General features: G+C 70.4%; 22 protein-coding genes. 5 read left to right on the plus strand and 17 right to left on the minus strand.

Annotation, left to right across the window (positions count from 1 at the left end; all coding sequences use genetic code 11):
• Positions 1 to 38 precede the first annotated feature (38 nt).
• Entirely contained in the window at positions 39 to 1052 is a 1014-nt protein-coding gene (locus ABZS54_RS23345) for a winged helix-turn-helix domain-containing protein (RefSeq protein ID WP_355539258.1), read from the minus strand.
• Positions 1053 to 1612: 560 nt separating this feature from the next.
• Between ABZS54_RS23345 and ABZS54_RS23350 the strand changes: the two genes are divergently transcribed.
• Positions 1613 to 2284 (plus strand): ATP-binding protein, encoded by a 672-nt coding sequence (locus ABZS54_RS23350; RefSeq protein ID WP_355539261.1) that lies wholly within the window; start codon positions 1613 to 1615, stop codon positions 2282 to 2284.
• A gap of 41 nt (positions 2285 to 2325) precedes the next feature.
• Here ABZS54_RS23350 and ABZS54_RS23355 read toward each other — a convergent pair whose 3' ends face one another.
• Both ABZS54_RS23355 and ABZS54_RS23360 read right to left on the minus strand, forming a co-directional pair.
• Positions 2326 to 3561, minus strand: coding sequence for a SpoIIE family protein phosphatase (locus ABZS54_RS23355; protein WP_355539264.1), 1236 nt, complete (start codon positions 3559 to 3561; stop codon positions 2326 to 2328).
• A 325-nt stretch (positions 3562 to 3886) separates the two neighbouring features.
• Positions 3887 to 4543 (minus strand): TetR/AcrR family transcriptional regulator, encoded by a 657-nt coding sequence (locus tag ABZS54_RS23360; protein WP_355539267.1) that lies wholly within the window; start codon positions 4541 to 4543, stop codon positions 3887 to 3889.
• A 70-nt stretch (positions 4544 to 4613) separates the two neighbouring features.
• On the opposite strand from ABZS54_RS23360, the gene ABZS54_RS23365 reads away from it, so the two are divergent.
• Positions 4614 to 5498 (plus strand): alpha/beta hydrolase, encoded by an 885-nt coding sequence (locus tag ABZS54_RS23365; RefSeq protein WP_355539270.1) that lies wholly within the window; start codon positions 4614 to 4616, stop codon positions 5496 to 5498.
• 80 nt (positions 5499 to 5578) lie between these two features.
• On the opposite strand, the gene ABZS54_RS23370 is transcribed toward ABZS54_RS23365, so the two are convergent.
• The gene (locus ABZS54_RS23370) at positions 5579 to 7807 is read right to left on the minus strand and encodes an MMPL family transporter (RefSeq protein WP_355539272.1); all 2229 of its coding nucleotides are present in this window, start codon (positions 7805 to 7807) and stop codon (positions 5579 to 5581) included.
• 679 nt (positions 7808 to 8486) lie between these two features.
• Here ABZS54_RS23370 and ABZS54_RS23375 point away from each other — a divergent pair.
• Positions 8487 to 9785 (plus strand): sensor histidine kinase, encoded by a 1299-nt coding sequence (locus ABZS54_RS23375; protein WP_355539275.1) that lies wholly within the window; start codon positions 8487 to 8489, stop codon positions 9783 to 9785.
• 192 nt (positions 9786 to 9977) lie between these two features.
• Here ABZS54_RS23375 and ABZS54_RS23380 read toward each other — a convergent pair whose 3' ends face one another.
• The gene (locus ABZS54_RS23380; protein WP_355539278.1) at positions 9978 to 10742 is read right to left on the minus strand and encodes an SDR family oxidoreductase; all 765 of its coding nucleotides are present in this window, start codon (positions 10740 to 10742) and stop codon (positions 9978 to 9980) included.
• Between the two features lie 68 nt (positions 10743 to 10810).
• Between ABZS54_RS23380 and ABZS54_RS23385 the strand changes: the two genes are divergently transcribed.
• A complete protein-coding gene (locus ABZS54_RS23385) occupies positions 10811 to 11446 on the plus strand; it encodes a TetR family transcriptional regulator (protein WP_355539281.1) in 636 nt (211 codons plus the stop codon).
• Between the two features lie 88 nt (positions 11447 to 11534).
• On the opposite strand, the gene ABZS54_RS23390 is transcribed toward ABZS54_RS23385, so the two are convergent.
• The 8 genes from ABZS54_RS23390 to ABZS54_RS23425 form a co-directional block, all read right to left on the minus strand.
• Entirely contained in the window at positions 11535 to 11867 is a 333-nt protein-coding gene (locus ABZS54_RS23390) for a hypothetical protein (RefSeq protein ID WP_355539284.1), read from the minus strand.
• Between the two features lie 13 nt (positions 11868 to 11880).
• Positions 11881 to 13074, minus strand: coding sequence for an alpha/beta hydrolase (locus ABZS54_RS23395; protein ID WP_355539287.1), 1194 nt, complete (start codon positions 13072 to 13074; stop codon positions 11881 to 11883).
• Positions 13075 to 13317: 243 nt separating this feature from the next.
• Entirely contained in the window at positions 13318 to 13911 is a 594-nt protein-coding gene (locus ABZS54_RS23400; RefSeq protein ID WP_355539290.1) for a TetR/AcrR family transcriptional regulator, read from the minus strand.
• Positions 13912 to 14051: 140 nt separating this feature from the next.
• Positions 14052 to 14687, minus strand: coding sequence for a TetR/AcrR family transcriptional regulator (locus ABZS54_RS23405; protein ID WP_355539293.1), 636 nt, complete (start codon positions 14685 to 14687; stop codon positions 14052 to 14054).
• 563 nt (positions 14688 to 15250) lie between these two features.
• The gene (locus ABZS54_RS23410; protein ID WP_355539320.1) at positions 15251 to 16354 is read right to left on the minus strand and encodes an ABC transporter ATP-binding protein; all 1104 of its coding nucleotides are present in this window, start codon (positions 16352 to 16354) and stop codon (positions 15251 to 15253) included.
• Between the two features lie 2 nt (positions 16355 to 16356).
• Positions 16357 to 17205 (minus strand): ABC transporter permease subunit, encoded by an 849-nt coding sequence (locus tag ABZS54_RS23415; RefSeq protein ID WP_355539296.1) that lies wholly within the window; start codon positions 17203 to 17205, stop codon positions 16357 to 16359.
• A complete protein-coding gene (locus tag ABZS54_RS23420; protein WP_355539299.1) occupies positions 17193 to 18131 on the minus strand; it encodes an ABC transporter permease subunit in 939 nt (312 codons plus the stop codon). Before ABZS54_RS23420 ends, ABZS54_RS23415 begins: the two co-directional genes overlap by 13 nt.
• Positions 18128 to 19309: an extracellular solute-binding protein gene (locus ABZS54_RS23425; RefSeq protein WP_355539323.1), complete on the minus strand. Its 1182-nt coding sequence runs from the start codon at positions 19307 to 19309 to the stop codon at positions 18128 to 18130. The genes ABZS54_RS23420 and ABZS54_RS23425 overlap by 4 nt, the downstream gene beginning before the upstream one ends.
• Before the next feature lie 211 nt (positions 19310 to 19520).
• Between ABZS54_RS23425 and ABZS54_RS23430 the strand changes: the two genes are divergently transcribed.
• On the plus strand, positions 19521 to 20267 hold the full coding sequence (locus ABZS54_RS23430; protein ID WP_355539302.1) for a GntR family transcriptional regulator: 747 nt from the start codon (positions 19521 to 19523) through the stop codon (positions 20265 to 20267).
• A gap of 97 nt (positions 20268 to 20364) precedes the next feature.
• Here the strand turns inward: ABZS54_RS23430 and ABZS54_RS23435 are convergent, their stop codons facing one another.
• From ABZS54_RS23435 to ABZS54_RS23450, 4 genes are all read right to left on the minus strand, one after another.
• The gene (locus ABZS54_RS23435) at positions 20365 to 20934 is read right to left on the minus strand and encodes a phosphonate degradation HD-domain oxygenase (RefSeq protein ID WP_355539305.1); all 570 of its coding nucleotides are present in this window, start codon (positions 20932 to 20934) and stop codon (positions 20365 to 20367) included.
• Positions 20931 to 21998, minus strand: coding sequence for a TauD/TfdA family dioxygenase (locus ABZS54_RS23440; protein WP_355539308.1), 1068 nt, complete (start codon positions 21996 to 21998; stop codon positions 20931 to 20933). The genes ABZS54_RS23435 and ABZS54_RS23440 overlap by 4 nt, the downstream gene beginning before the upstream one ends.
• A gap of 206 nt (positions 21999 to 22204) precedes the next feature.
• Positions 22205 to 22408, minus strand: coding sequence for a hypothetical protein (locus ABZS54_RS23445; RefSeq protein WP_355539311.1), 204 nt, complete (start codon positions 22406 to 22408; stop codon positions 22205 to 22207).
• Between the two features lie 44 nt (positions 22409 to 22452).
• The coding region (locus ABZS54_RS23450; protein ID WP_355539314.1) for a carboxylesterase family protein at positions 22453 to 23228 on the minus strand (776 nt) is incomplete at its 5' end.

Raw genomic sequence — 23228 nt, forward strand, 5'->3', positions numbered from 1 at the left:
ACGACCTTGGGCGACGCGGGCGCCGTCGACGAGCCGGCTCACGCGGGCGAGTCGTGTGGGGTCGAGAGGAGGCTGGTTCCCAGGGCAGTGGTGGTGTGCCGAACCGTGCCGGCCTGACGCAGACTGGTGACCAGGCCGGCGGCCCGGAGGGCGGCGGCATGTTCGGAAGCCGATGCGAGAGAAATACCGAGGTGTCCGGCCAGTTGTGTGGTCGTGTGACCGCCCGGGTCCGCGAGTGTCCGCAGAACGGCCGCGCGGGTGCGCCCCAGTAGCGTCGCCAGGGACTTTGGCGCATTTCTCCGGGCATGGGACGGTGTCGAAACGAGGTCGTTCGTCTGTGGATCCCGGAGCGGCGCGTAGATCAGCACAGGGGTGTCGACGTCGTTGAGCAGCGCCCGAGGGCGTGAGCCGCAGAAGATGTGCCCACACAGGAGGAGTCCCCGACCCTCCAGGTGGAAGTCGATGTCGCCTTGCCCGGGAAGGCCGGGAAGCTCCAGTACCGGTTCACGCCAGTGCACCTGCGGATGCAGCCCGGCCAGCAGGGCGCCGATCCCGGCGCGTGCCATGGTGTCGACCCTCCAGGCTCGGTCGGCGTCCAACACGGCCCGCATGCGGTCGGCGAACGGCGCTATGGCGATGTCGTGGTACGCCGCCAGGGTGTCGGCCACCATGTCCAGGGCGTCTCGGTCCCCATGGGCCAGTTGCCGCACCCACCCGGGCAGGCTGCGGTGCGACGACAGGCGATGCACATCGGTCGCAAGGCGCTCGCGTGGCGTGGCTCGTATCGCCTCGAAGACCCCCGCGTCGGGGGACGCCGGTGCGCTGGGGGTGAGGAAGTCCGGTACCCAGCCGGCAGCCGGAACCAACGACCCGAGCAACGACGCATGAGAGGGCAGCCGTTCCAGCACCTGACTCCGCCAGGCACGAAACAGCGGGACGGAGCCCCGGCGCAGCACCTGCAGACTCATCACCGCCTCACTTATCGGAAGCGCGCGGTTGTGGGCGAACACCAACCCCGCCAGGTCCTTCGGGGTGAAGTGGATGCGTAACATGCGTCCTCCGTTGTCCGTTTGCTCGGCGCCGGGGCTTGGCAACCGGTGACATTCGGTCATACCCGAAAGCAGTTGTCGGTATCGGTATCGACCGAAGAGGCGTCGTAGGCCGCTGGTGCGGTGGGGTGCTCGGCCGTCGCGGTAGAAGTACACGAGCGCGGGCGCAAACGGCGTCGCTTGTGCAAGGGGGACGCCTGGACGTCCCCCTTGCTCGGCTGAGGGAGACGACGGGGCGTCCGGACCGTGGGGTGTGCGCGTCGACGGCCGGCGGCTCCGATCCATTCGGATGGGTGACGCTTGAGGCGCGAGTCGGGGGGCAGGTGTGCGGGCATGACGGCGTCGGCCCAAAGGAAGGGACCGCCGGCGCCGGACGAGCGGGCACGTCACGGCCCCGCCACCGGGGATCGGCCCGTCCGCTCGGATCGCACGCACGTGGACCGTCCGGACGAGAACACGACCGCAGTATTCCTTGTCCTGGTGGTTGCGCCGAACTCGGGCCGAAACAGCGTCCGCCGTCCACCCCTCGTAAGCCTGAGGAGCCCGTACCCCTGAGGAGGGTCATGTCTCGCCGTCGTCGTTCCCTCGTCCGGTGGCGCGTGCCACGACGGGCCGGTGCTTCCGGGCGGGCCCGGAGCGCGGTACGAACCACTCTCGCCGGCTGGGGTTGGGACGAGGATCGCGTCGCGCCGGCCGTCCTGGTCCTGTCGGAGCTGTTGACCAACGCACAGTTGTACACCGACGGGGATGTGGGACTGAGCCTGCGCCGGACCAGGCGCGGGGTGCGGTTGTCCGTCACCGACACCGACCCCCGGGTGCCGACTCGCCGCGACACCGGTCCCGAACACGAGGGCGGCTTCGGGCTGCACATCCTCGACACGATCACCACCGGCTGGGGCGTCCGGACGCACCGGGCCGGTAAGACCGTCTGGGCCGACATCGACGCGTCCTCTCCCGCCGCTTCGCATCGCCCGCGGCGGTCGGGCGTCAAAGGAACGGCCTCCTCGATCCGGGCGATTCTCCGATGCCGGTGGCGCGAGGGCCCGGTGGCGGCCGATCGACGGACCCCCGCGGGCCTGCCGGTGGCCGAGGTGTGGCGCCGGGTCGGCGCGATCGGTACGGCGGTGCGTGCGGGCATGCCCTCCACGGTTCGACACCTGCGGCGCACGCGCCGACGGGGGTCCGGCCTGATGCTCGTGAACCTCCTCGCCGCGGCTCGACCCTCGGCCGCCTGAGCAGGAGAGCTCCGGCCCGGGCCGGGTCAGGTCAGGTCAGGTCAGGTCTGGGCGCAGCCGTGCCATTGCAGGAGCAGAATGGTGGCGTCGTCATGGAGCTGGTCGTGGTGGTATTCGCGGATCGCGCGGATCAGTCGGCGCAGGGTCTCGGGCGCGGGGAGGCCATCGGCTATGTGGCGGATCACGAAGTCCACGAACCGGTCGAGTCCGAAGATCTCGCCCTGTGGGTTGCGGGCCTCGGTGACGCCGTCGGTGTAGAGCAGGAGCCAGTCGCCGGGTTCGAGTTGTTCCTCGTACAGCGCGACGGGCAGGCCCATGTCCGTGCCCATCGGGTGGGCGGGCGGGCGTTCCAGGGTGGCGACCCATTGGCCGTTGCGGACGAGGACCGGTGGGTGGTGGCCGCGGTTGACCCAGGTCAACAGGCCGGTGAGCAGGTCGAGCCGGCCGATGATCGCGGTGGCGTAGCGGCTGCGGCCGAACTGTTCCAGGAGGGCGGCCTCGATCGCCTCGCTCGTCTCGACCAGGCCCACCCCGTGGCGGCGGCTGGTGCGGCAGCCCGCCAGCGCGAGGGCGACGGTGAGGCCGGCGGAGGTGTCGTGGCCCATCGCGTCGAAGACGGCCAGGTGCGCGGTGTCGCCGTCGACCGCGTACTCGTACGCATCGCCGCCCATCTCGTACGCGGGCTCCAAGGCCGCACTGACGGTGGCCTGTTCGCCGGCGAAGGAACCCGGCGGCATCAGGGTCCACTGCATCTCGGCGGCGAGGCCCATCGGGCGGGTGCGCACCAGGCGCTCGTAGGAGTCGCTGTACGCGCGTTTGCTCACCAGGAGCAGCCCCACCACCAGAGCCAGGTCCAGCGCGCGGTCCACGGCGCCGTCGTCGACATCGTCCGTCTCCAGGCCCAGGACACCCAGGCGTTCGGCTCCGTCCGTCAGGGGAAGCCACAGACGCCTCGGCCGCGGCTCCTCGGGCTCGCCCTCGTCCGCGCCGGTCGGGGCCTCCACGGGCTCGGCGCTCTGGAAGGCCCGACCGGCCAACGTGGCATCCACTCGCAACTCCGCCTCGGGCGCCTCGCCCCCGACCCCCTCGTCCGCGCCTCGGCCCGGAACCAGGCGCAGCACTTGCTGCTGCACGTCCACGAGGTAGATCAGCGGGCGCACCAGGCCCAGCGGCCGGGCGTACGTGGTGATCAGCCCCGGAAGATCCTCCAGAACGGCGTGGCGACACGCCCGGAGCAGCCCGCCCGTCGTGGCCGCACCGTTCGAAAGAGAGTTCACCCGGCGTCCTGTCCTGATTCGAGGCCCGATCCCCGGCGGTCGATCACGACGACGTCGGTCGGCTGTCGCCGGTAGGGCAGCATCCGAAAATAACAGAGACAACCCCCCGGACCGCCCGCAACCCCCGAGAATCCGGCAGGTCGTGCCCGAGAGGTGTCGACGAGTTCCGCGACCGGCCGTTCCTTCGACTCACCGGCCGCCGGCCGCCCTGGCGCGGTCGACATTCGAACAAGTTCGTCAAGGGGCACGGACAACCTCCGGAGCATGCGTCGCGGCAGGATTCTGCGGTTCTTGAGCGATGCCACGACGGGACGCGGTGCCACGACTAGAGGCCGAAGAGCGGAACGTCCATGACGTCGGGCGGCCGGACAACGGGGTCCTGTCCGGCAACGGTCGTGCGCAGGGTCTCGATCCACCAGTCGAGCATGCGATCCCGTGCGGCCGCGTCGAGTCCGACGCTCCTGAGAAATTCATTGCCGTATAGCGGATCCGTCGCGACGGCTTGGTGCAATCCGGCCACCGTCAGCTGGATCGCCTCGCGTGGCGGCGGCGTTCGTCCGGTGGCCGCGCAGTGCTGCCGCGCCTGGGCGTGCAGCCGGTCCACCACCTCGTCGAGCATTCCGCTCCCGGTATCGCGCCGGCCGGACCGATGCAGCGCGAGCGCCAGTTCGGCATATCCGTCGGCGTACAGCGCGGCCAGCGCACGCACCAACTCGGCGGGGTCGTTCGGGCCATCGGTCCACGTGCCCAGCACGGCGTGCAGTTCGGCCTTCAGCTTTGCCCCGCCGAATCGCAGCAGCGACTCCAGTAGTTGTTCGCGCGTACCGAAGTGGTGGTTGATCGCGGCATCGGACACCCCGATCTCGGCGGCAACGGCGCGCACCTGCACGGCGGCCGGACCGCCTGCGGCGAGCAGCTTGCTCGCCGCCTCGAGGATCATCCGCCTGGCGTCATCGGGGTTGCGTCGTACTCGGGTGGCCACGCGCCAACTCTACCTTGACCACTCAAGGTAATGTCCTTACCTTGAGCAGCCAAGGTAAGGACGGAGGGCCATGTACGGACCATCCACGATGGTGGCGATGACCGAGTTGGCGACGACCCTCGGCGTCGTGATCCACGATCCGACGCCGCCCCGCGAGATCTGCTTCTCCCGTGCGGGCTGCCGGTTGCACGGATTCGACTGGGGTGGAACAGGACCCCCGGTACTGCTGCTGCACGGCGGCGGGTTGACCGCGCACACCTGGGATTTCGTCTGCCTCGGCCTGCGCGACGCCGGCCGGCTGGTCGCGCTGGACCTACGTGGTCACGGCGACAGCGGCTGGTCCCACGACTACCGCATCGACACCATGGCGGCCGACGTCGTCGCTGCGGCCGATCACCTCGGCTTCGACCGGTTCCAGCTGGTCGGTATGTCGCTCGGCGGCCTGATCGCGGCCCACGCCGCCGATGCGCGGCCCGACCGGGTGGAACGGCTGGCGCTCGTCGACGTCGCACCCGGCGTGGACTTCGAAAGCACCCGGCGAGTGCGGGCATTCATGACCGGGCTCGGTCCCGTGCGAGATCTCGAAACGGTGCTCGAGGCCGCGATGCGGGTCAATCCGCGCGCCGACCGCGCCAGTGTCGCGTACCGCATGAGCACACTGTTTCGCCGTATACCCGACGGCGATTGGGTGCCGAAGGGCGATCCGCGTCCCCCCGACTTCCCCGCCATTCTCGCGGCCATCGATCGGCTCGCCGATCGGCTGACCGGCGTGCCGGTTCTGCTGGTACGCGGCGGACGCAGCAGAGTACTCCCCCAAGCCACCGCCGAACACCTGGTCGGGCGCATCCCGGACGGGCAACTCGTGGTCATACCGAACGCGGGACACAACGTCCAGGAAGACAACCCGCCGGTACTGACCACCGCACTGCGCACCTTCCTGACCCACCGCCCCTGACGAAAGGCCCTGTGCCACACACGGCCGTGCCCGCCTCCGGGGCAGCGGAGGCGGGCACGGCGGCGGGGCGGTCTCGCGAGTCAGGCTCCCGTCGAGTTCTTCACGAACGGCGACTCGGCCGCGGCGGTCGCGGGCCGGGGCCCACCTTCGCTGAGGCCGAAGCGGTCGTGGAACTTGCGCAGCGGGCGGGGCGCGTACCAGGCGGAGCGGCCGAGCAGACGCATCGCGGCGGGAACGAGTATGCCGCGTACGGCGATGGCGTCGATGAGGATGGCCAGCCCACTGCCCAGGCCGAACATCTGCATGAAGCTGAGCTTGGCCGTTCCGAAGGCGAAGAAGCTCACCGCGAGCAGGCAGGCCGCCGCGCTGACGATGCGTCCCGTGTGGCCGAGGCCGTTGGCCACGGCGGACTCGGTGTCCTCGCCCTGGTCGTGAAGTTCCTTGATCCGGCTGGTGACGAACACCTCGTAGTCCATCGAGAGGCCAAAGGCGACGCAGAACATCAGCATGGTCATCGAGGTGTCCATCGGCTGAGGTGTGAAGCCGAGCAGGGAGGCGAGGTGGCCGTCCTGGAAGATCCATGTCATGACGCCGAGGGTCGCTCCCAGGCTGATCATGTTCAGGACCAGGGCGCGCAGCGGCTGCACGACACTGCCGGTGAACAGGAAGAGGAGGAGGAAGGTGGTGAGGGCGACCAGGCCCGCGGCGAGGGGGATCCGGCTGCCGATGGAGCCCTTGGAGTCGACCAGCTCGGCGCCGGTTCCGCCCACCAGGGGGTGTGTCCCGGCAGGCGCTGTGACCGCCCTTGCCTCCTTCGCCAGGCTCTGACCCTTGTCCGACTTCGGTGCCACGGCGCTCACCACGTTGATCCGCTGCGCGTCGGGGCGGCCGAGGTCGGCGTTGCCGGGTCCGGCGGCGGTGGATCGCCCGTCGACGTAGGTTCCCGTGCCGGCCTCGACGCGGACTACGCCTTCGAGCTTGGAGAGTCGGGCCGCGTACGCGTCCAAGGGGGCTTCGCTCACCGCCTTGTCGATGACGATGTGAATAGCCGCGGCGTCGTTGCCGTCGAAGTTCTTCCGCAGCTCGGTGGAGACCTGCCGGCTCCGGGCGTCCTCGGGCAGCACGCGTTCGTCCGGCGTGCCGAGGGTGATGTCCAGCAGCGGGCTCGCCGCCAACAGCAGTACCGCGAGCACGGGCAGCGCGGTGAGCGCGGGCCGCCGCATGACGACGCGGGCCAGCCGTCCCCACAGCGGCGCCCGGGAGGCGGAGCGCCCGGGCTTCGCCCACGGCATCCGCCCGCTGTTGACCCGGTGCCCCAGGACCACGAACAGGGCCGGCATCACGAACAGGGTGCCGAAGGCCGCGATGGCGACGACACCGACTCCGGCATAGCCGAACGAGCGGAGGAAGTACTGCGGAAACACCAGGAGTGCGCCCAGTGCCGCCGCCACTGTCGCGGCGGAGAACGCGACGGTGCGGCCCGCGGTGTTCACCGTCTGCCGGACGGCATCGTCCACACTCGCCCCCGCCGCGAGTTGCTCCCGGAACCGGCTGACCATCAGCAGGGCGTAGTCGATGCCCAGCCCGAGGCCCAGGGCCGTGGTCAGGTTGGTCGCGAAGATGGAGACATCGGTGACGCTGCCGAGGACGTAGAGCTCCGCGAACGTGCCCGCGATGGCGATGATTCCGATGACCAGTGGCAGCAGGGCCGCCACCACGTTGCCGAAGACGACCAGGAGCAGCAGGAGGGTCAGCGGCACGGCGATGGCCTCGGCCAGGACGAGATCCTTGCCGGACTGGGTGCCCATGTCGCTGTTGACGGCGGCGCCGCCTCCGGCTTGGACCGTGAGTGCGCCCTTGTACGATCCCGAGTAGGCGTCGATGAGGCTCTTGGCGTTCTCGTCCCGTTTTGTGTCGTCACCCTTCACATGGGCGAGCACCATGGCCTGGCGGCCGTCCTTGGAGCGCAGGACGGGGTTGTCCGCGTCCCAGTACGAGATCACGTTGTCGAGGCTCTGCTCCTTGTTGAGGTCGGCCACCAAGGCCCGGCCGCTCCGTTTGGCGGCCGGGTCGTCGATGCCACTTCGAGGGGCGCGGACCAGCAGGATCAGATTCGTCTCCCCGCCGAACTTCTTGCCGATGACATCCGCGGCCCGGGTGGACTGCGAGGCCGGGTCGTCGTAGCCGCCCCCCATCAATTTGCCGAACGCACCGGCGCCTGCGGCACCCATGAGGACCACGGCGATGGCGGCGACGACCAGTACCAGCCGGGACCGGCGAATCGCCAGGTCGGCTATGCGTTCAAACACGCGCTGTCTCCTTTGCGTTCCTGCGGTGAAAACGACGTGAAGCAGCCGGGGTGGGGTCGGCAGCGGGGAGCCGGCGCGAGGCTCGGCTCCGACGGAGGCTCTTCGCCCCGGCGGGGGTGGGTGCGGCGCCGCACTCGTCGCCGCCGCCGCCGATGACGCGGGCGAGACGATGCAAAAGTGGGCAGTGTTGGATCTTCTTCACAGCGCGCGTTTGTCGATGTTCGACGAGGGCCGCCGTCGTCGTGCCGGGACGTTCGATGACGCTGACATGACGTTTCCCTCGTGTGCGAGTGGTCGGACGTGCGGATCACGGAGGTGCCGCACCGCCCATGACACTTAGTTGCCCTGCCGTTCGTTATAAGTTGTAACGCTCGTGAATGGCTAGCGTCAAGTGCTTGCGTGAGATCTTCTAACCAGAACTTGAATATGTAGCTGCCCGGGGCGCGGAAGGAGGTGGGGCATGGCGGACAAAGGGGGGCGTCGCTCATGCCGCCGGACGCACGCCGCGCCGCGCCGCCGCACGCATGGCAACCCTCTGCCGTGACCGTCCGCACCGCGCCGGCGGATATATTCACCGCAGCCGAGCGATCGAGGCCGGCTCCGATGACGACCCCTCGCCCCGGACCCGGCACCTCCCGCGTCCGGCGATCAACGACGACCCAGCGAAGGAGAACCGAGAATGGGGTCCGACCACCCACGAGCGACCCCGGAGAGGGAGCGCGACGTCGAGGACGCGGGTCGCACCCCCGGGGCTCTCGCCCGGACGCTACGCGCCGTCGTGACCGTTCGGCCCGTACGCAACGACGTACTGCTCGCGCTCCTGGCCGGCGCCCTCGACCTGCTCAACTATCTCTCCCCCGAGCAACGCGACACCGTCGACGTCACACCGCTGGGGATCGTGCTGTCGGCATCGGGTGCCGCGTTTTTGGTCGTACGCCGGCGCCGGCCCATGCGGGTCCTCGCCGCGGTGCTCCTGACCCAGGCCGCGTTCATCTGGATCTTCGCGCCGACCACGCACACCTCCGGCGGCGCGATGATCCTCGCCCTGTACACCGTCGCCCGCTATCGCGGGACCCGCGACCTCGCGATCGCCGCCAGTGGATGCATGGCGGTGCAGATCCTGCGCTCGGTGCACGGCGCCGGAGACGTGGCGTTGTCGGCCCTCGCCGACCTGGCAACGACGGCGCTGGTGATCGCGGTGGGCGTCGGCACCGCGAGGTGGAAGCAACAGCGCGCCCTGCTGCGTCGGTTGCTCGCGGAGCGCGCGGTGACCGAGGAACGGCGCCGGATCGCCCGCGAGTTGCACGACATCGTCTCGCACCACATCACCACGATGAACCTCATGTCCGGCGGCGCCCGCGCCACCCTCAGGCGGGAGCCCGAGGTGGCGGAGGACGCGCTGCGCACCCTGGAAGGATCCGGCCGGGCGGCGCTCGGCGAGATGCGGCAACTGCTCGGCGTCCTGCGCGCCGCCGACGGGCCCGACGACACACCGACCGGAAGCCGGCCCGGGATGGACGACCTGGAGCGCCTGTTCGCCGAGTCGCGCGCGGCCGGGCTGCCTGTCGACTACCAGGAGATCGGCGAGCGGCGACCACTGCCGCCCACCGCGGGACCGACCGTGTACCGGATCGTGCAGGAGGCCCTGACCAACACCCGCAAATACGCGGGCGACGCGCGAGCCACCGTACGGGTGAGCCACCTCCCCGACCGCGTCGTGGTCGAGGTACTCGACGACGGCAAGGGCAGCGTGCCGTCGCCCGGCATGGAAGGAAGCGGCTACGGCCTGGTGGGCATGCGCGAACGGGTGGCCCTGCACGGCGGCACCCTGGAAACCGGGCCCCGCCCCGAAGGCGGCTTCCGCGTGGTCGCCGACCTGCCCCTGCCACCCAACCCCGACGACCCGCCCGAATCGGCCCCCGCCGCCGCGGACCCAACCGAAGCCGAACCCGACCGCGGCTCACCCAACCACTCCTGAGCCCGCGCGAGCCGACGCAGAAATCCGGGACGACGTCGCAGCGCGATGGCCGGGGCGCCCGTGATGGCCGGCCGAGCACCGCGGAGCTGTCGATGGGCCCACGTCGCCATCGGCGAACAGGCAGGCCACGGCCCGGAGTTCGAACACGCGGCGGCCCGGGTGTACCTGCACTGGCGGGCCGACGATGTGCGGTCAGGTGCGCGGGCCGAGGAACAGGCCACCGCTCGCGTCGATGACGTGGCCGGTGATCCAGCGCGCGGCGTCCGAGGCGAGGAACGCGACGACGTCGGCGACGTCCTCGGGGGCGCCCAGTCGGTCGAGCGCCGTCGCGTCGGTGATGAGGTCGGCAAGGCCCGGCACCTCGAAGAAGGATCCGTTGGTCGCCGTTCGGGTGGCGCCGGGCGCCACCGCGTTCACCGTGATTCCCCTGGTCCCGAGCTGGTTGGCCAAGGTCTTGCTCATCGTCTCGACTGCGGCTTTCGTCATGGCGAAGGACGTCTGGCTCGAGCTGGCCATCCGCGTTGCCACCGACGAGATCGACACGATGCGGCCGCCGTCGCTGAGCAACGGCAGTGCTCGCTCGATGATGAAGTACACCGCTCGCACGTTCACCGCGAACAGGTGGTCGAACTCCGCTCGTGTCGTGACTCCGAGCGGGCCGGCGGGCGCGGCCGCCGCGTTGTTGACGAGGATGTCGAGCGGGCGTCCGGCCAGGCCGGCCTCCACTCCCGCGAAGAGCGTCTCGACGTCGTCGTCGACGCCCAGCCTCGCCCCGACGGCGAGCGCGGCACCCCCGGTGCGTTCGATCTCCTCGACCGTCGCCCTCGCGCCGTCCTCGTCCGTGCCGAAGTGCACGATGACCACCGCCCCGTTCGCCGCCAGCCGGGCCGCGATCGCCTGCCCGATGCCGCGCGATGCCCCGGTCACCAGAGCCGTCCTGCCGGTCAGATCAGTCATACCAACCACCATGTGATGTTAGTTACTACCAATCTGGTAGCTGCTATCACTCCGGTAGGGTCTATCACATGCCTGTTCAGCCCTCAAAACTGCGAGCGCGACGGCGCGCCGAGACCCGGCGCGCGATCCAGGAGCACGCGGTAAGGCTCTTCACCGAACGCGGCTACGACGCCACGACCGTGGTCGACGTCGCCGAGGCCGCGGGCATGTCGCCCATGACCGTGTATCGGCATTTCCCCACGAAGGAAGACCTCGTGCTCGTCGACGAGTACGGCGCGCTGGTCGCCGAGCGCATCGTCGCGCAGCCCGCAGCGCAGCCTCCGGTGCGCCGTATCGGCAACGCGCTCGTCGACTCGGCCGCGACGTTGACCGGCCGCGGCCGCGGGGAAGGCCCGTCGGCGAGCGAGGAGTTCCTGCTGGCGCGCCTGCGGCTCATGATCTCGACGCAGGCCCTGCGGGCCAGGCATCTGGACAACCACTACGTCCTTCAGCAGGCGATCGTCGACGCCCTCGGGTACGACACGACCGATCCCGACACGGTGTTCCGCGCCCAAGTGGCGGCAAGTGCCTGCCTTGCCGCCATGCACACGGCTTTGGTGCGCTGGGTCGAGGACGACGGACGGACCGAACTGCCCACCGTGATCGCGAAGGCACTCGCAGCCGCCTTCGGCGAAGTCACCGTCGGCACCGACCCGGACGCGTAAGGAACGACCTTCCGAGCGCACCGGCGCCCCCGGAGGCCACACCTCGTAGGTGTCCATCGCTGTCCACGAGGAACGGCTTGGACCGCAATCACGGCAGGTCGGCGACCGGATCGACGCACGGCTTCGGCGCTCTCGGCGGCTCGGCATTCACCGTGCGGCCCTTCGGATCGAACGAATCCATCGTTGCGTACCGAACAAGTGCGGTCTCGGCCGGCGATGTCCTGTCGCCGCGCCACGCCTGGTCGGGGAGGTCGAGGCGTTCCAGGCGCTCGCCGACGACGTGGCACGCCCGCCGAAGCTGTTCCGCATCACCGAGTTCCTCCGGATGGACGTGGCCGAAGGCTGACCCACCCGATCGTCGACCGGCCGGCGCAGCAGCCCGGCCCGCGCATCCGCCGGGATGGGCCGCGACGTCCGGCAACCGGCGCAGCGTCTCACGGCTGGGTACATAGCCGGTCGGATTGTGGGGATTCACGATCGCCTGGGCCGGCAGCTTTCTCGCGTGCGTCGATCCGGGCGGCGAAGGATTCGATCGCGTCCACGACCCGCTCGAAGCGGAACGAGTGGAACAGGTCGAACGCATGCTGGGCACCCGGGAGTTCGGCATAGACGACGGGATTGGCCGAAACCTCGCGCAGCGCGTCGGCGAAGCGTCGGGCAATGTCGACCGGTACCACCGTGTCGTGGTCGCCGTGCGCGATGAAGAACGGTGGCGCGTCGGCGGCGACGTACGCCAGGGGCGAGGAATCGGGGCCTTGGTCATAGTAGTTGCCGTAGTAGCCGTTGAGGCAGACGGCGGCGGTGACTGTGGTGTCGACCTCCTCGAAACCGGGCTGGAAGGCCGGGTCGTTGGGCGTGAGGGCGGCCAGGGCCGCCAGGTGCGCCCCGGCCGAACTGCCGGATGCGAACAGCTTCGACGGATCGGCGCCGTACTCGTGGCCGTGCTCGCGCACCCAGGCGATCACCTTCTTGAGGTCGATGAGGTGGTCCGGATGCCGCGCGTCGGGCCGCAGACGGTAGTTCGCGCTGACGCACACCCAGCCCTGGCTCGCGAGGCGGTGGATCAAGGGCAGTGACTGGCTGTTCTTTCCGCCCCGGTCGTATCTCCCTCCGTGCAGGTGGATCAGCACGGGCCCGCCCGAGGGGCGGGATCGATGGTGGTACACGTCGAGCAGGTTTCTCCGGCCCGCGTCGCCGTAGCCGATGTTCGCCCTCCGCACGACGTCGCGGCGGCGGCGGAGGAATGGCCCGAACAGGATGCGGCCGAGCGGAAGGCGGCGGCGCAGTCGCGCGGCCGCCTCGGGGTCGATGCGGGCGCGCCAGTCTTCGCCCAGGGCGTCGGCCAGGGCTCGCTCCACCACCGGGCCCGCCCGCATCCCGTTCCGTGCGATCACCGCGAGCCCGGCCGCGGTCAGGGCGGCGAGCCCGACCGTCAGCCAACCGACGACCGACCGCACGTCTCGCTGCGAGAAGGCCCACGCCGTGCACAGCAAAAGCCAGCAGAAGCAGATGAACGGCACCTCGTTGAGGACGAGGGTGAGGCGAAAACTCAGGTTCGCCGGCAACCCCGGTCGGCGCAGCGGCGCCAGCGCAAGCACGGTGGCGACGGCGACGGACGCCACCGTCACGAGATATCCAACCGGCACAGGACCACCCCGGGATCGTCGTCGCCATCAGAGTTACCACATCTGTGGTACCACTTCTGGGGCGGTCCCCACAACGTCCAGCCGCCGGCTCCGCGGGCATCACCCCGACGGCCCGTACCGTCGCGCGCGGCGTGCCGCGCCCCGTCTGTCAACGCACCCGAGCCGCCGCGAGGGCACCCGCGAAGAGCCTCGATCGATGCACGAACACCCGGGTCGACCGCCCGATCAGGCGGTCTCGGCGACCGCCCGGGGCGCGGCTCGGGCGTACACCGTGTCCAGGAGGTTGCGGACGAATCGGTCGAGGTCGTCCAGTCCGCTCGCTGCCAGGGTGTTCGGACCACCGGTCAATAGGTGTGGGATGGCGGCGTGCAAGGCCAGCGTCACGGCCGCGGCCCGATCCGGGGTGACCGTCAACCCGGCGGCTCGCTGGGCCCGTTCGAAGTCCGCGAAGTCCGCGGCCGCGATGGCGTCCAGAACGGACGCCAGCCACGGCCTGCGCGCCGCCTCCAACTGAAGCTCCAGGTATGCCAGCATTCGGGGTCGACCGGGTCCTGCGACGTTCTCCAGAAGCCTGCGCAGCATGACCACCAGGCTCTCGCGGTCGCCGGGCGCCGGTCCGGGCAACTCGCGGTAGAGCTCCAGGCATCGTTCCGCGACCGCACGCAGCAGCGCGTCCCTGGTCGGGAAGTAGTTCTTGGTGGTACCGAGCGGCACATCCGCGCCCGCGTCCACCGCACGGTGGGTCAGACCACGTCCGCCGAACTCCGCCAACACCTCGATGGCCGCGTCTCGCAGACGGTCTCGTCGATCCTGATTCACCTCGCCCATATTACCCCAAACGTGGTACCCCACTTGTGGTGATTCGTGCCCGCCGGCGAGGGACGCGACCGGCTGGGACGGCCCGCCGGGCCGTGTCCGGGTCGAGCGCTACGACCCGAACAGACCGTCTGCCGGCGGGACTACGGCACGTCCGGGGTCGGGGGTACGTCCATCACCAGGGCGACGATGGTGTCGATGACGCTCCCCATGTCCACGGTGGGGTCGATCAGCCACTGGTATTGGATGCCGTCCGCGGCGGCGAGGGCCAGGCGGGCGATGGCGTCGACATCGACGTCGAGGCGGATGCGCCCCCGGTGTCGCAGGTCGGCGAGGCCGTCGCGCAGGGCGGCCAGGATGTCGGTGGAGCGGACCTCGAAGAAGTCGCGTCCCGGGTGACCCGGAAAGCCGGCCGCGGCGGCCATGCTCACGTACAGGCGCACCAGGCCGGGGACATCGCCGTTGTGGCGCAATATCTCGGCCATCCTGGTGAGCGGGTCGCCGCACGCGTCCTGGGGAACCTTCTCCCCGGCGACTCTGTCGCGTTCGCCGAGCACCCAGATCAGCAGTCCTTCACGTGACCCGAAGTAGTGCAGGACGCCGGCTTGGGACATGCCCATGCGGTCGGCGATCTCCTTGATCAGGGCGCCCTTTTCGCCGAGCGTCGCGAAGACGTCGAGCGCCACTCCCAGGATCTGGTTGCGGCGGGCGACGCCCTTTGCGTAACGGCCGCGCGGCGTACGGATGTTGTCGTGGCGCGCCTGCCGCTCGGATTCCATGCGAGAAAACCTAGTCAAGTTCGATTTTTGCGTCCAGGCTTCCCGACCGTTCGACCAGTGCCGGTACGCACACCGGTACGGATCTGCGAACGACGGGCAACGGGGCCTGCATGACGGAGCGTCACATCGAGGCGAAACCTGGCCCGCGCCCTCCCGGAACCGAGCGCCGCGGTAGGTGAGGCGGTCCGCCGGCCCCATCGGCTCCGGCACCCTCGACCGATACGGGCTGGGCGTCTCCAAGTTCGTGCTGCCCTGTGGAGGGACGGCCTGGAGCCACGGCGGCAACGTCATCGGCTGCTTCAGCCGCAGCTTCTCCAGCGAGGACGGCACCAAGCAGGTGACGATCGCCGGAAACCAGCACCACGGCGAGCCCGACAGCCGCGACCATTCGATCCTCACGGGTGCCGCGGCGGACACACTCTGCGCCATGAACCGAGGCGGCCCGCGCGGCAGTCCGCGACCCCGGCGACCGCCGCCGTGCCCGCCTCCGCCGCACCGGAGGCGGGCACGACGGCGGCACGCTCCCGGGTGTCGAACTCGGCGCGAACGGCGCCCGGCCGGCCCTATGCCCGCGCCGGTTCCTTGCGAGGTGCGACCAGTACGGGTCGGTCCGGTAGGGCGAGTTCGACGTGCGAGCCCAGTGGCAGCGTGGTGGTGGCGTGCGAGGGTACGTCGACCTTGACCGTTGCTCCGGCGGCCGAGCGCACGCTCAGGCGGGTGATCGCGCCCAGGAAGGCCGCGCCGAGCACCTGCGCCGAGCCGTCCGCCGCGGCCACCACCTCGATCGATTCCGGGCGCAGCAGCACGTCCACGTCGCCGTGCGCCGGGTCGCCGTCGATCGGCAGGGTGCGGCCGAGCACGTGCACCGTCGCACCGTCGGCGTGAGCGGGAATCCGGCTCATCACCCCGACGAACTCGGCTACGAAGGCGGTCGCCGGACGGGCGTACAGCTGCGCCGGCGGCGCGCACTGTTCGAGTCGGCCCGCGTTCATCACCGCGACCCGGTCGGCGAGCGAGAGCGCCTCCTCCTGGTCGTGGGTCACGAACAGCGTGGTAATGCCCAACTCCTGCTGGAGCCGCCTGATTTCGTCCCGCAGGGTCAGCCGCACGCGGGCGTCCAGCGCGGACAGCGGCTCGTCGAGCAGCAGGACCCGCGGACGCAGCGCCAGTGCCCGGGCCAGCGCGATCCGCTGTTGCTGGCCGCCGGAGAGCTGGTGCGGATAGCGGCCGGCCTGGTCCGGCAGGCCGACCAATTCCAGGAGTTCGCCGGCGCGAGCACGCCGCTCGACCCGACCCACGCCCCGCATCCGCAGGCCGAACGCGACGTTGTCCAGCGCGCTCAGGTGCGGGAACAGGCTGTACGACTGGAAGACCATGCCCGCGTCGCGTCGATGCGCGGGGACTCGGGTGATGTCCTCGCCGTCGACGAGCACCTCGCCCGCGTCGGGATGCTCGAAGCCCGCGACCACCCGTAGTGCGGTGGTCTTGCCGCACCCGGACGGGCCCAGGAGGGCCACGAGTTCGCCTTGGTTGACCGTCAGGTCCAGCCCGGCCAGGGCCCGCACATCACCGAACGAGCGTTGTAGGCCCCGGAATTCGACGGTCGCACCGGTGCCGGCAATCTGCGTCCCGTCCTCGGCGAGGATCTTCGGTTGGTCGAACGTCATGGTCACGAGGTCTCCGGGGTGGTCTTCGTCCGGGCGCTGCGCGGCCGGCCGGCGGTGGCGAGTGCGAGCAGCAGCACCCAGGTGACGAGCAGGCCGATCACCGACACCGCGACCGACATCTCGGCCTGCGAGCCGCCGATGCCGACGATCCACACGGCGAAGGGACGGTAGCCCAGGATCGCGGCCACGGTGTACTCGCCGAGCACGAGCGCGAGGGTCAGGAACGCGGTGTTGAGCAGCGCGCCGCGCAGGTTCGGCAGGACCACCTGGAACACCGCGCGCGGCCAGTTCGCGCCGCACGCGCGCGCCGCCTCGACCAGCACCTTCAGGTCGATCGCGGCGAGCCCGCCGTCGAGCGTGCGATACGCCAGCGGCAGCGCCATCAGCGTGTACGCGAGCACGAGCACGACGGGGAAGTCCGGGTCCTGGATGGCGATGAACGTGTCGTACAGCGGGGTGTCGGCCAGGTGGTCCGGCCCCCATCGCAGCACCGTGCCGATGCCGGCGACCAGCGCGATGGCGGGGACCACCAGTGGCAGTGAGCACACCACCTCGATCACCCAGCGCAGTCGCGGCGCGGTCAACCGCACGGTGATCAGCGCGGGCACCAGCAACAGCAACACCAATGCCACGGTGGCGGCGGCCAGTTCGAGGGTGAGCGTGAGGCTGTCGAGGAAGCCGTCGGCCCCCAGGATCCCGGTGTACGCGTCGAATGTGATGCCTTGGCCGGGCACGTCGATGCTGAAAACCACCGAACACACCATCGGCAGCAGGAAGTACGTCCCGGCGATCACCAGGACGACGCCTCGCGACCAGCGGATCCGGCCGCGCAGTGCGGCTAGTCGAGCCATCGGGCGCTCCTGCGCTGAAGGGGCAGATGGACGGCGGTGACCAGGCCGGCCACCACCACCATGTCCAGGCTGAGCGCGAGCGCCACGTTCCCCTGGTCGACCAGGACGTTGCCGGACAGCGCGTCGGCGATCTGCATCGTCACCAACGGCACGGAACTGCCGACCATCGCCGCGGCCGTCGCATAGGCCGCGAACGCCGAGCCGAAGAGCAGCACGAATCCGCCGAGCAGTGCTGGGGTCAGGATCGGCAGCGCGACGTGCACCCAGTAGCGGAACGCGTTGGCCCCGTTGTTGCGCGCCGCCTCGCGCCACTGCCTGCGCAGTCCTTCGAGGGAGGGGGTCAGGATGAGCACCATGAGCGGAATCAGGAAGTAGAGGTAGACCACGGACAGTCCGGTGAAGCTGTAGAGGCTCCAGCCGTGTTCGGTCAGGTCGAACTTGCCGGTCACCACGCCCGCGTTGCCCAGCGTTGCCACGAACGCGAAGGCGAGTGCGACCCCGCCGAAGTTGGCGAGTACGCCGGAGGCGGTCAGTACGGCCTCGCGGACGAAGCGAAAGCGCGAGGTCACCACGGTGTAGGCGATCGGCAGCGCGCATCCGGTGGCGATCAGCGCCGTGACCGCGGACAGCTTCACGCTGCCGATCAACGCGGTCAGGTAGGCGCCTTGCACGGACGCGGACATGTTGGCGCCGGTGGCCTGTACCCCGTCGGGGGCGGTCGCGGGTGTGGTGAAGGCGCCGAAGACCATCGCGGCCGTCGGTACGCCGAAGACCACGGCGGCGAACAGCAACAACGGCGCGACGCCGAGCCAGTGCGGCACGCGGCGCCGCCGCCGCGGCCGGGCCACGCTCCGCTCGCGCGAGGCGAGCGAAGGCGCGATCCGGACCGCGGCGGGCGCGCCGACGTCGGAGAGGTCGGTGCTCATCCGGCGACTGCCTGGCCCCAGCCACCGGTGAGGACCTTCTTGGCGTTGTCGACCTGGTCCGGAGTCGGGAAGACCGGGGCGCCGGCGCCGGGCACAGCGGGCAGCTTCGCGGCGAATCCGGCGTCCAGCGTGCCGGCCTCCTTCATGGCGCCCATCAGGGCCGGGCGGGCGTAGCCCTTGAGCCACAGGTTCTGGCCTTCGGGGCTGTACAGGAACTCCTGCCACAGGCGCGCGGCGGCCGGGTGCGGTGCCCACTTCACGATCGCCTGCGAGTAGTACTGCGCGTAGACGCCGTCGGCGGGGATGTTCACCTGCCAGTCGACGCCCTTGGACTTGAACTCGTCCGCGTAGCCGGCGTTGAGGTAGTCCCAGTCGATGCTGATCGGCGTCTCGCCCTTTTGCACGGTGGCCGGGGTCGACTCGACCGGGTTGTAGTTGCCGTTCTTCTTGAGCTTGGCGAAGAAGTCCAGGCCGGGCTGGATGTTGTCGAACGAGCCGCCGCTCGCCAGGGCCGCCGCGTACACGCCGCCGAACGCCGAGCCGGACTTGGTCGGGTTGCCGTTGAGCGCGACCTGGCCCTTGTACTGCGGCTTGAGCAGGTCGGCGAACGTCTTGGGGCACTCCTTGATCCGCGCGGCGTCGCAGCCGATCGAGATGTAGCCGCCGTAGTCGTTGAACCAGCGGCCCTGCGCGTCCTTCTGCGGCTCGGGGATCTTGTCGAACGCGGCGACCTTGTACGGCGCGAGCAGGTCCTGCTTCGCGGCGCTGAGCGCGAACGCGTTGCCCAGGTCCACCACGTCGGGCGAGCGGTCCTGGCCCTTGCGTTGGGTCACCGCGTTGATCTCGTCCTGGGACGCGCCGTCGGGGTTCTCGACCTCGACCTTGATGCCGTACTTCGCCTGGAAGGCGTCGATCAGCGCGCCGTAGTTGGCCCAGTCGCGGGGCAGCGCGATCGCGTTGAGCCTGCCCTCCTTCTTCGCGGCGGCCACCAGTGCCTCCATGCCACCGAAGTCCTGGACGGACGTGGCCGACGCCGCGTCCTTGGCCGCGGCGGGAGCGCCCGGCGCGGCGGAGGTGCCGGCCGCAGGCTTCTTGTCGGATGCCGAGCCGCACGCGCTCAGGGTGAGCGCGGCCACGGCAAGGCCGGCGACCAGTCCGGTCGCACGAACGCGGAGCACTGTCACGGGGTTCTCCTGGAGCTTCGAATGGTGTGCCGGAGTTGGCTGTACAACTTGGTCCAGTACGCCCGACGTCGATGTCGGCAACGTGAACGCAGGCACACGGGCGTGCGAGGTTCCCGGGAAATGGGCGTGCGGCCCGGCAGGCTCTCGACGAACGGGTAGGGTCGCCACGGTCGGACGTCCCGGCAATGGAATTCGGGGGGTGGCGATGGGGGTTCAGGGCGAGGCGCGGTATCGGCAGGTCGCGGCCGATCTGCGGGAGGCGATCACGACCGGCAGGTACGGCTCCGGCGGCCGCTTGCCCGCCGAGGGCGACCTCGCGCAGCATTACGGCGTCTCCCGCGGCACGGTGCGCCAAGCGCTCGCGGTGTTGCGCGCGGACGGGATGGTCACGTCCCGACGCGGCACCCGCCGGGTGGTGCTGGGGGCAGCCCGGACGCAGAGTTTCGCCGAACTGCTGAGTTTCACCCGCTGGGCGCGCTCGATCGGCGAGGAGCCCGGCGGGCGAACCGTGGCGATCGAGCCGGCGGCGGGCGATCCGGGCGAGTGCGCGCAGTTGGGCCTGGAGCCGGGGTCGACGGTGTTCCGGGTGCTGCGGTTGCGGACGCTCTCGCGGGTACCGGTGATGATCGAGCGCACGATCTATCCCGAGCGGATCGGGGCCTTGGTGCACGGTTTCCCGATCGACGCGGTCTCGCACACCGAGCCTCTGGAGGACCTCGGCGTATTGTTCACCGACGCCGACCACACGATCGATCAGTGGCCGGCCGACGCGGAGGACGCCCGCCTGCTGGGGTGCCCGCCGGGCACGTCGCTGCTGCGCGAACGGCGCCGCACGACGGACCCGACGGGCGTGCCCGTGGAGTGGTCGCAGGACCGTTACCTCCCGGGCACCGTGGCCTTCACGGTGCACAACTCGGTGGCCACGACGGCGCTGTACCGCCGACGCGGCTGACCGGGCCCGCGGCGGACGATCGCACCGGCGGCGGTCGGCCCGACCGCGGCGGATCGGCCCGGTCGGCGCTTGCGGGCAGGCGCGCCGAGCCGACCGTTCACGGCAGCAGCAGCCGGGTCAGCAACGGCCGGAAGTGGGCGAAGTCCGGGACGGACACGTCGGCGTCCTTCGCCGCCTCGTCCCAGCGCCGCACCCGCACCGCGTCGAGCGCGTACGGCCCGTCCGCGAACGCGCGTGCCTCGGCCTCGCCCATCGGCCCGCCCTGCACACGGAGCGTGTACACGGACGCGTCCGACAGGCGTGCCGCATAGCCCGGCTCGGTGGCGCACAGGTAGCGCTTCGCCGCCACGTGCAGCCGGATCGGCTCGGTCACCTCGGGCCCGAACCGCTTCGCGAGCCGATCGGCGCCGGTGTGGCTGTGCCGGTTGTCCTCGCCCGCCATCAGGTCGCGGCCGGTCAGCGGCCCGTGGAAGTGCCCGATGTCATGCATCAGCGCGGCCGCGATCAGGTGCTCGGGCGCGCTCTCCGCCTCGGCGATCGCCCCGGCCTGCAACATGTGTTCGGCCATCGTCACCGCCTCGCCGAGGTATTCACCCGCGCCCTGGTCGGCGAACAGGTCGGCGAGTTCGTCGAGGATGGCCGTGTCGATCTCCCGGCGGTCCGTCATGACGCGTCTCCGGTCGTGCGGCCCAGTACATCCAACGTGCCGGCGAGGCCGTCCAAATCGGCGTAGCACCCTTGCAGGTGCCGCCTGCCCGCACCGTCGAACGCGGTGCGCGCGTGCAGGACCCGGGTGTTGTCGAACACCACGCAATCGCCCGGCTCCAGCCTCCGGGTCAGCATCAGCTCGGTCCGGGCCAATATCTCGGCGAAGGCACGGTAGGCCGAGTAGAAGTCGGCGAGTTCGCCGGCTGGGAGCCGCAGCGTGCCCATCGAGCGGTTGTTGAATCGCACCTCACGGATGCGACCGGCCTCGTCCGCGCCGATGATCGGCCGGTGCGCCCGCAGTCGGGTGTGCGCGTCCCGGAACTCGAACGGCACCGGCGTGCGAACCAACACCCGGAATGCGTCCGGTTGTTCGGCGCGCAGCAACGCGGCGGCCCGGAAGCCGTCCACGAAGCCGGAGTCGCCGCCGGCGGCCTCGTTGGCCAGGCAGTGCAGGAGTTGCACGGTCGGCACCGGATCGCGATAGGGGTTGTCGGTGTGCGGAGTGATCGCCACCGAGGTGAAGGCGAGGTTGTTGGGCCGGTCCTCGACTCGGACGTCGAAGAGCCGGCCGTAGTTCGTCTCGCGGACGAAGCCGAATGTCCCTGCCACCGACAGGACTTGCTCCTCGATGCACGGGACGCCGCGCAGCAGCGCGAGTCCGAGCCGTTGCACCGCGGTCAGTGCGGGCGCCGGGTCGCGCGTGTAGCCGCTCCAGGTGAACTCGAAGCGCGGCGCCTCCAGTTCCGCGGCGTCCCACAACGTCTTGCCGTCCTCGCTCCGCGGATCCGGCTCGCCGGGCGCCTCGAACCACGCGCGCGCGTAGACGGATCGGTGCCCGTCCGGCGCCCACACGACCTCCACGTCGGATCCGTGCTCGTGCACCTCGGCGGCGATCAGGTCGAGCGGGAGGTCGGTGATCTGGAACAGTTTCTGCCCGGTGCGCGGGTCGCGGCACAGCGGGCAGGGGCAGTTGTCCCGCAGCCACACGGCGGGCAGGCCGCCGATGTCCGGGGCGGTAGCCATGGGCGTCTCCTCGGTCTCAGAGAGTGCGCAAAGTTGTCTGTACAACTTGCCCTCAGGGTTACCGTCGCAGGGCTGCGTGAGCACGTGGCCACGAGCGCGTGACGCCGACATGAACACCACGTCCGGCGCGCGGCGAATGGCCCGCCGGGAGCGGAACGGGCGGGCGGGCGGCAAGCGCCACACACGGGATGACCGACGCACATCTCTCACGGGACGACGTCGTAGGCGTACTTGGAGGTGAAGTCGAGGGTCAGTCGGGGCCTGCCGCCCGGTGCGCCCGGTCCCAGCGGAGTCACGATCGGGTCGTCGATCCGATGGCCCAGCAGGTCGCTCGACGCCGTCATGGGCGGAAGATGGGACCGGCCGTTGCGCCGCATCCAGCCTTCCCAGATCCGGTCCACATTGCTCATGGACGCGCAAGGTCTTTCGCCGTGCTCTCCGGTACATCGCGCACTCACGGGTACAGCGGGCCGAAGTCGACCTTTGACCAGGGTGCGTGGACGGCCGGCCGGGGCCGGTCCCGGGTGTCCCAGACCCTGGTGTGCCGTGCCGTGTCGTCCAGGTGCGGCCAGCCGGGGTCGCCGGTGGCGGCGAACGCGGCCCAGGTCCGCACCATGCGCTGCGAGAGTCGGCGATCCGCGTCGTCGGCTGGGCCACCGATGAGGAATCGCACCTCGTCGAGATCGAGGTTGCCGAAGGCGAAGGGGACGTCCGCGCAGTGCCAGGCTCGGGGCACCGCGCCCGGGGCATTCGGACGACGGGCGAAGCGGGACAGGAAGGCTCGACCACCCGCGCGGGCATGCCGTTCGGCCAGACGCCGGCTGTACTCGCCGAACATCACCTCGCCGAGGATCGTGAGGTAGACGTCCAGGACCGGCGCCTGCGGCATCGCCGCGCGGTACGCACTCACCAAAGCCTCGGAAAGGCCGAAGTCCGCTGTGAAGACCGCTAGTTGACGATCGGTGGTGACCTTCGCGCTGCTGCCCACGGCGTCGAACAGCCAATACTCCTCCGCGGTGTGGCAGACCAGCAGGTCCAGTCCGCGCGCCCGACCCTCGGCCAGGCCGGCGAGGGGGTCGGTGGGCAGCACGTCGCCGTCGACGACCGGCGCGTGGATGGCCGGGTCGTAGTGACGGCGGCCGGAGTCGGGGTCGCGCCGGTAGTCGTCGACGACCCGGTCGCAGGCGGCCACCAACGTCCGGGGCGTCGCCGCCCGCAGCGCCTCGGCGG

Origin of the sequence: Embleya sp. NPDC005575 (genome assembly GCF_040605455.1) — a bacterium.
In the GTDB taxonomy this organism is placed as follows: Bacteria; Actinomycetota; Actinomycetes; order Streptomycetales; family Streptomycetaceae; genus Embleya.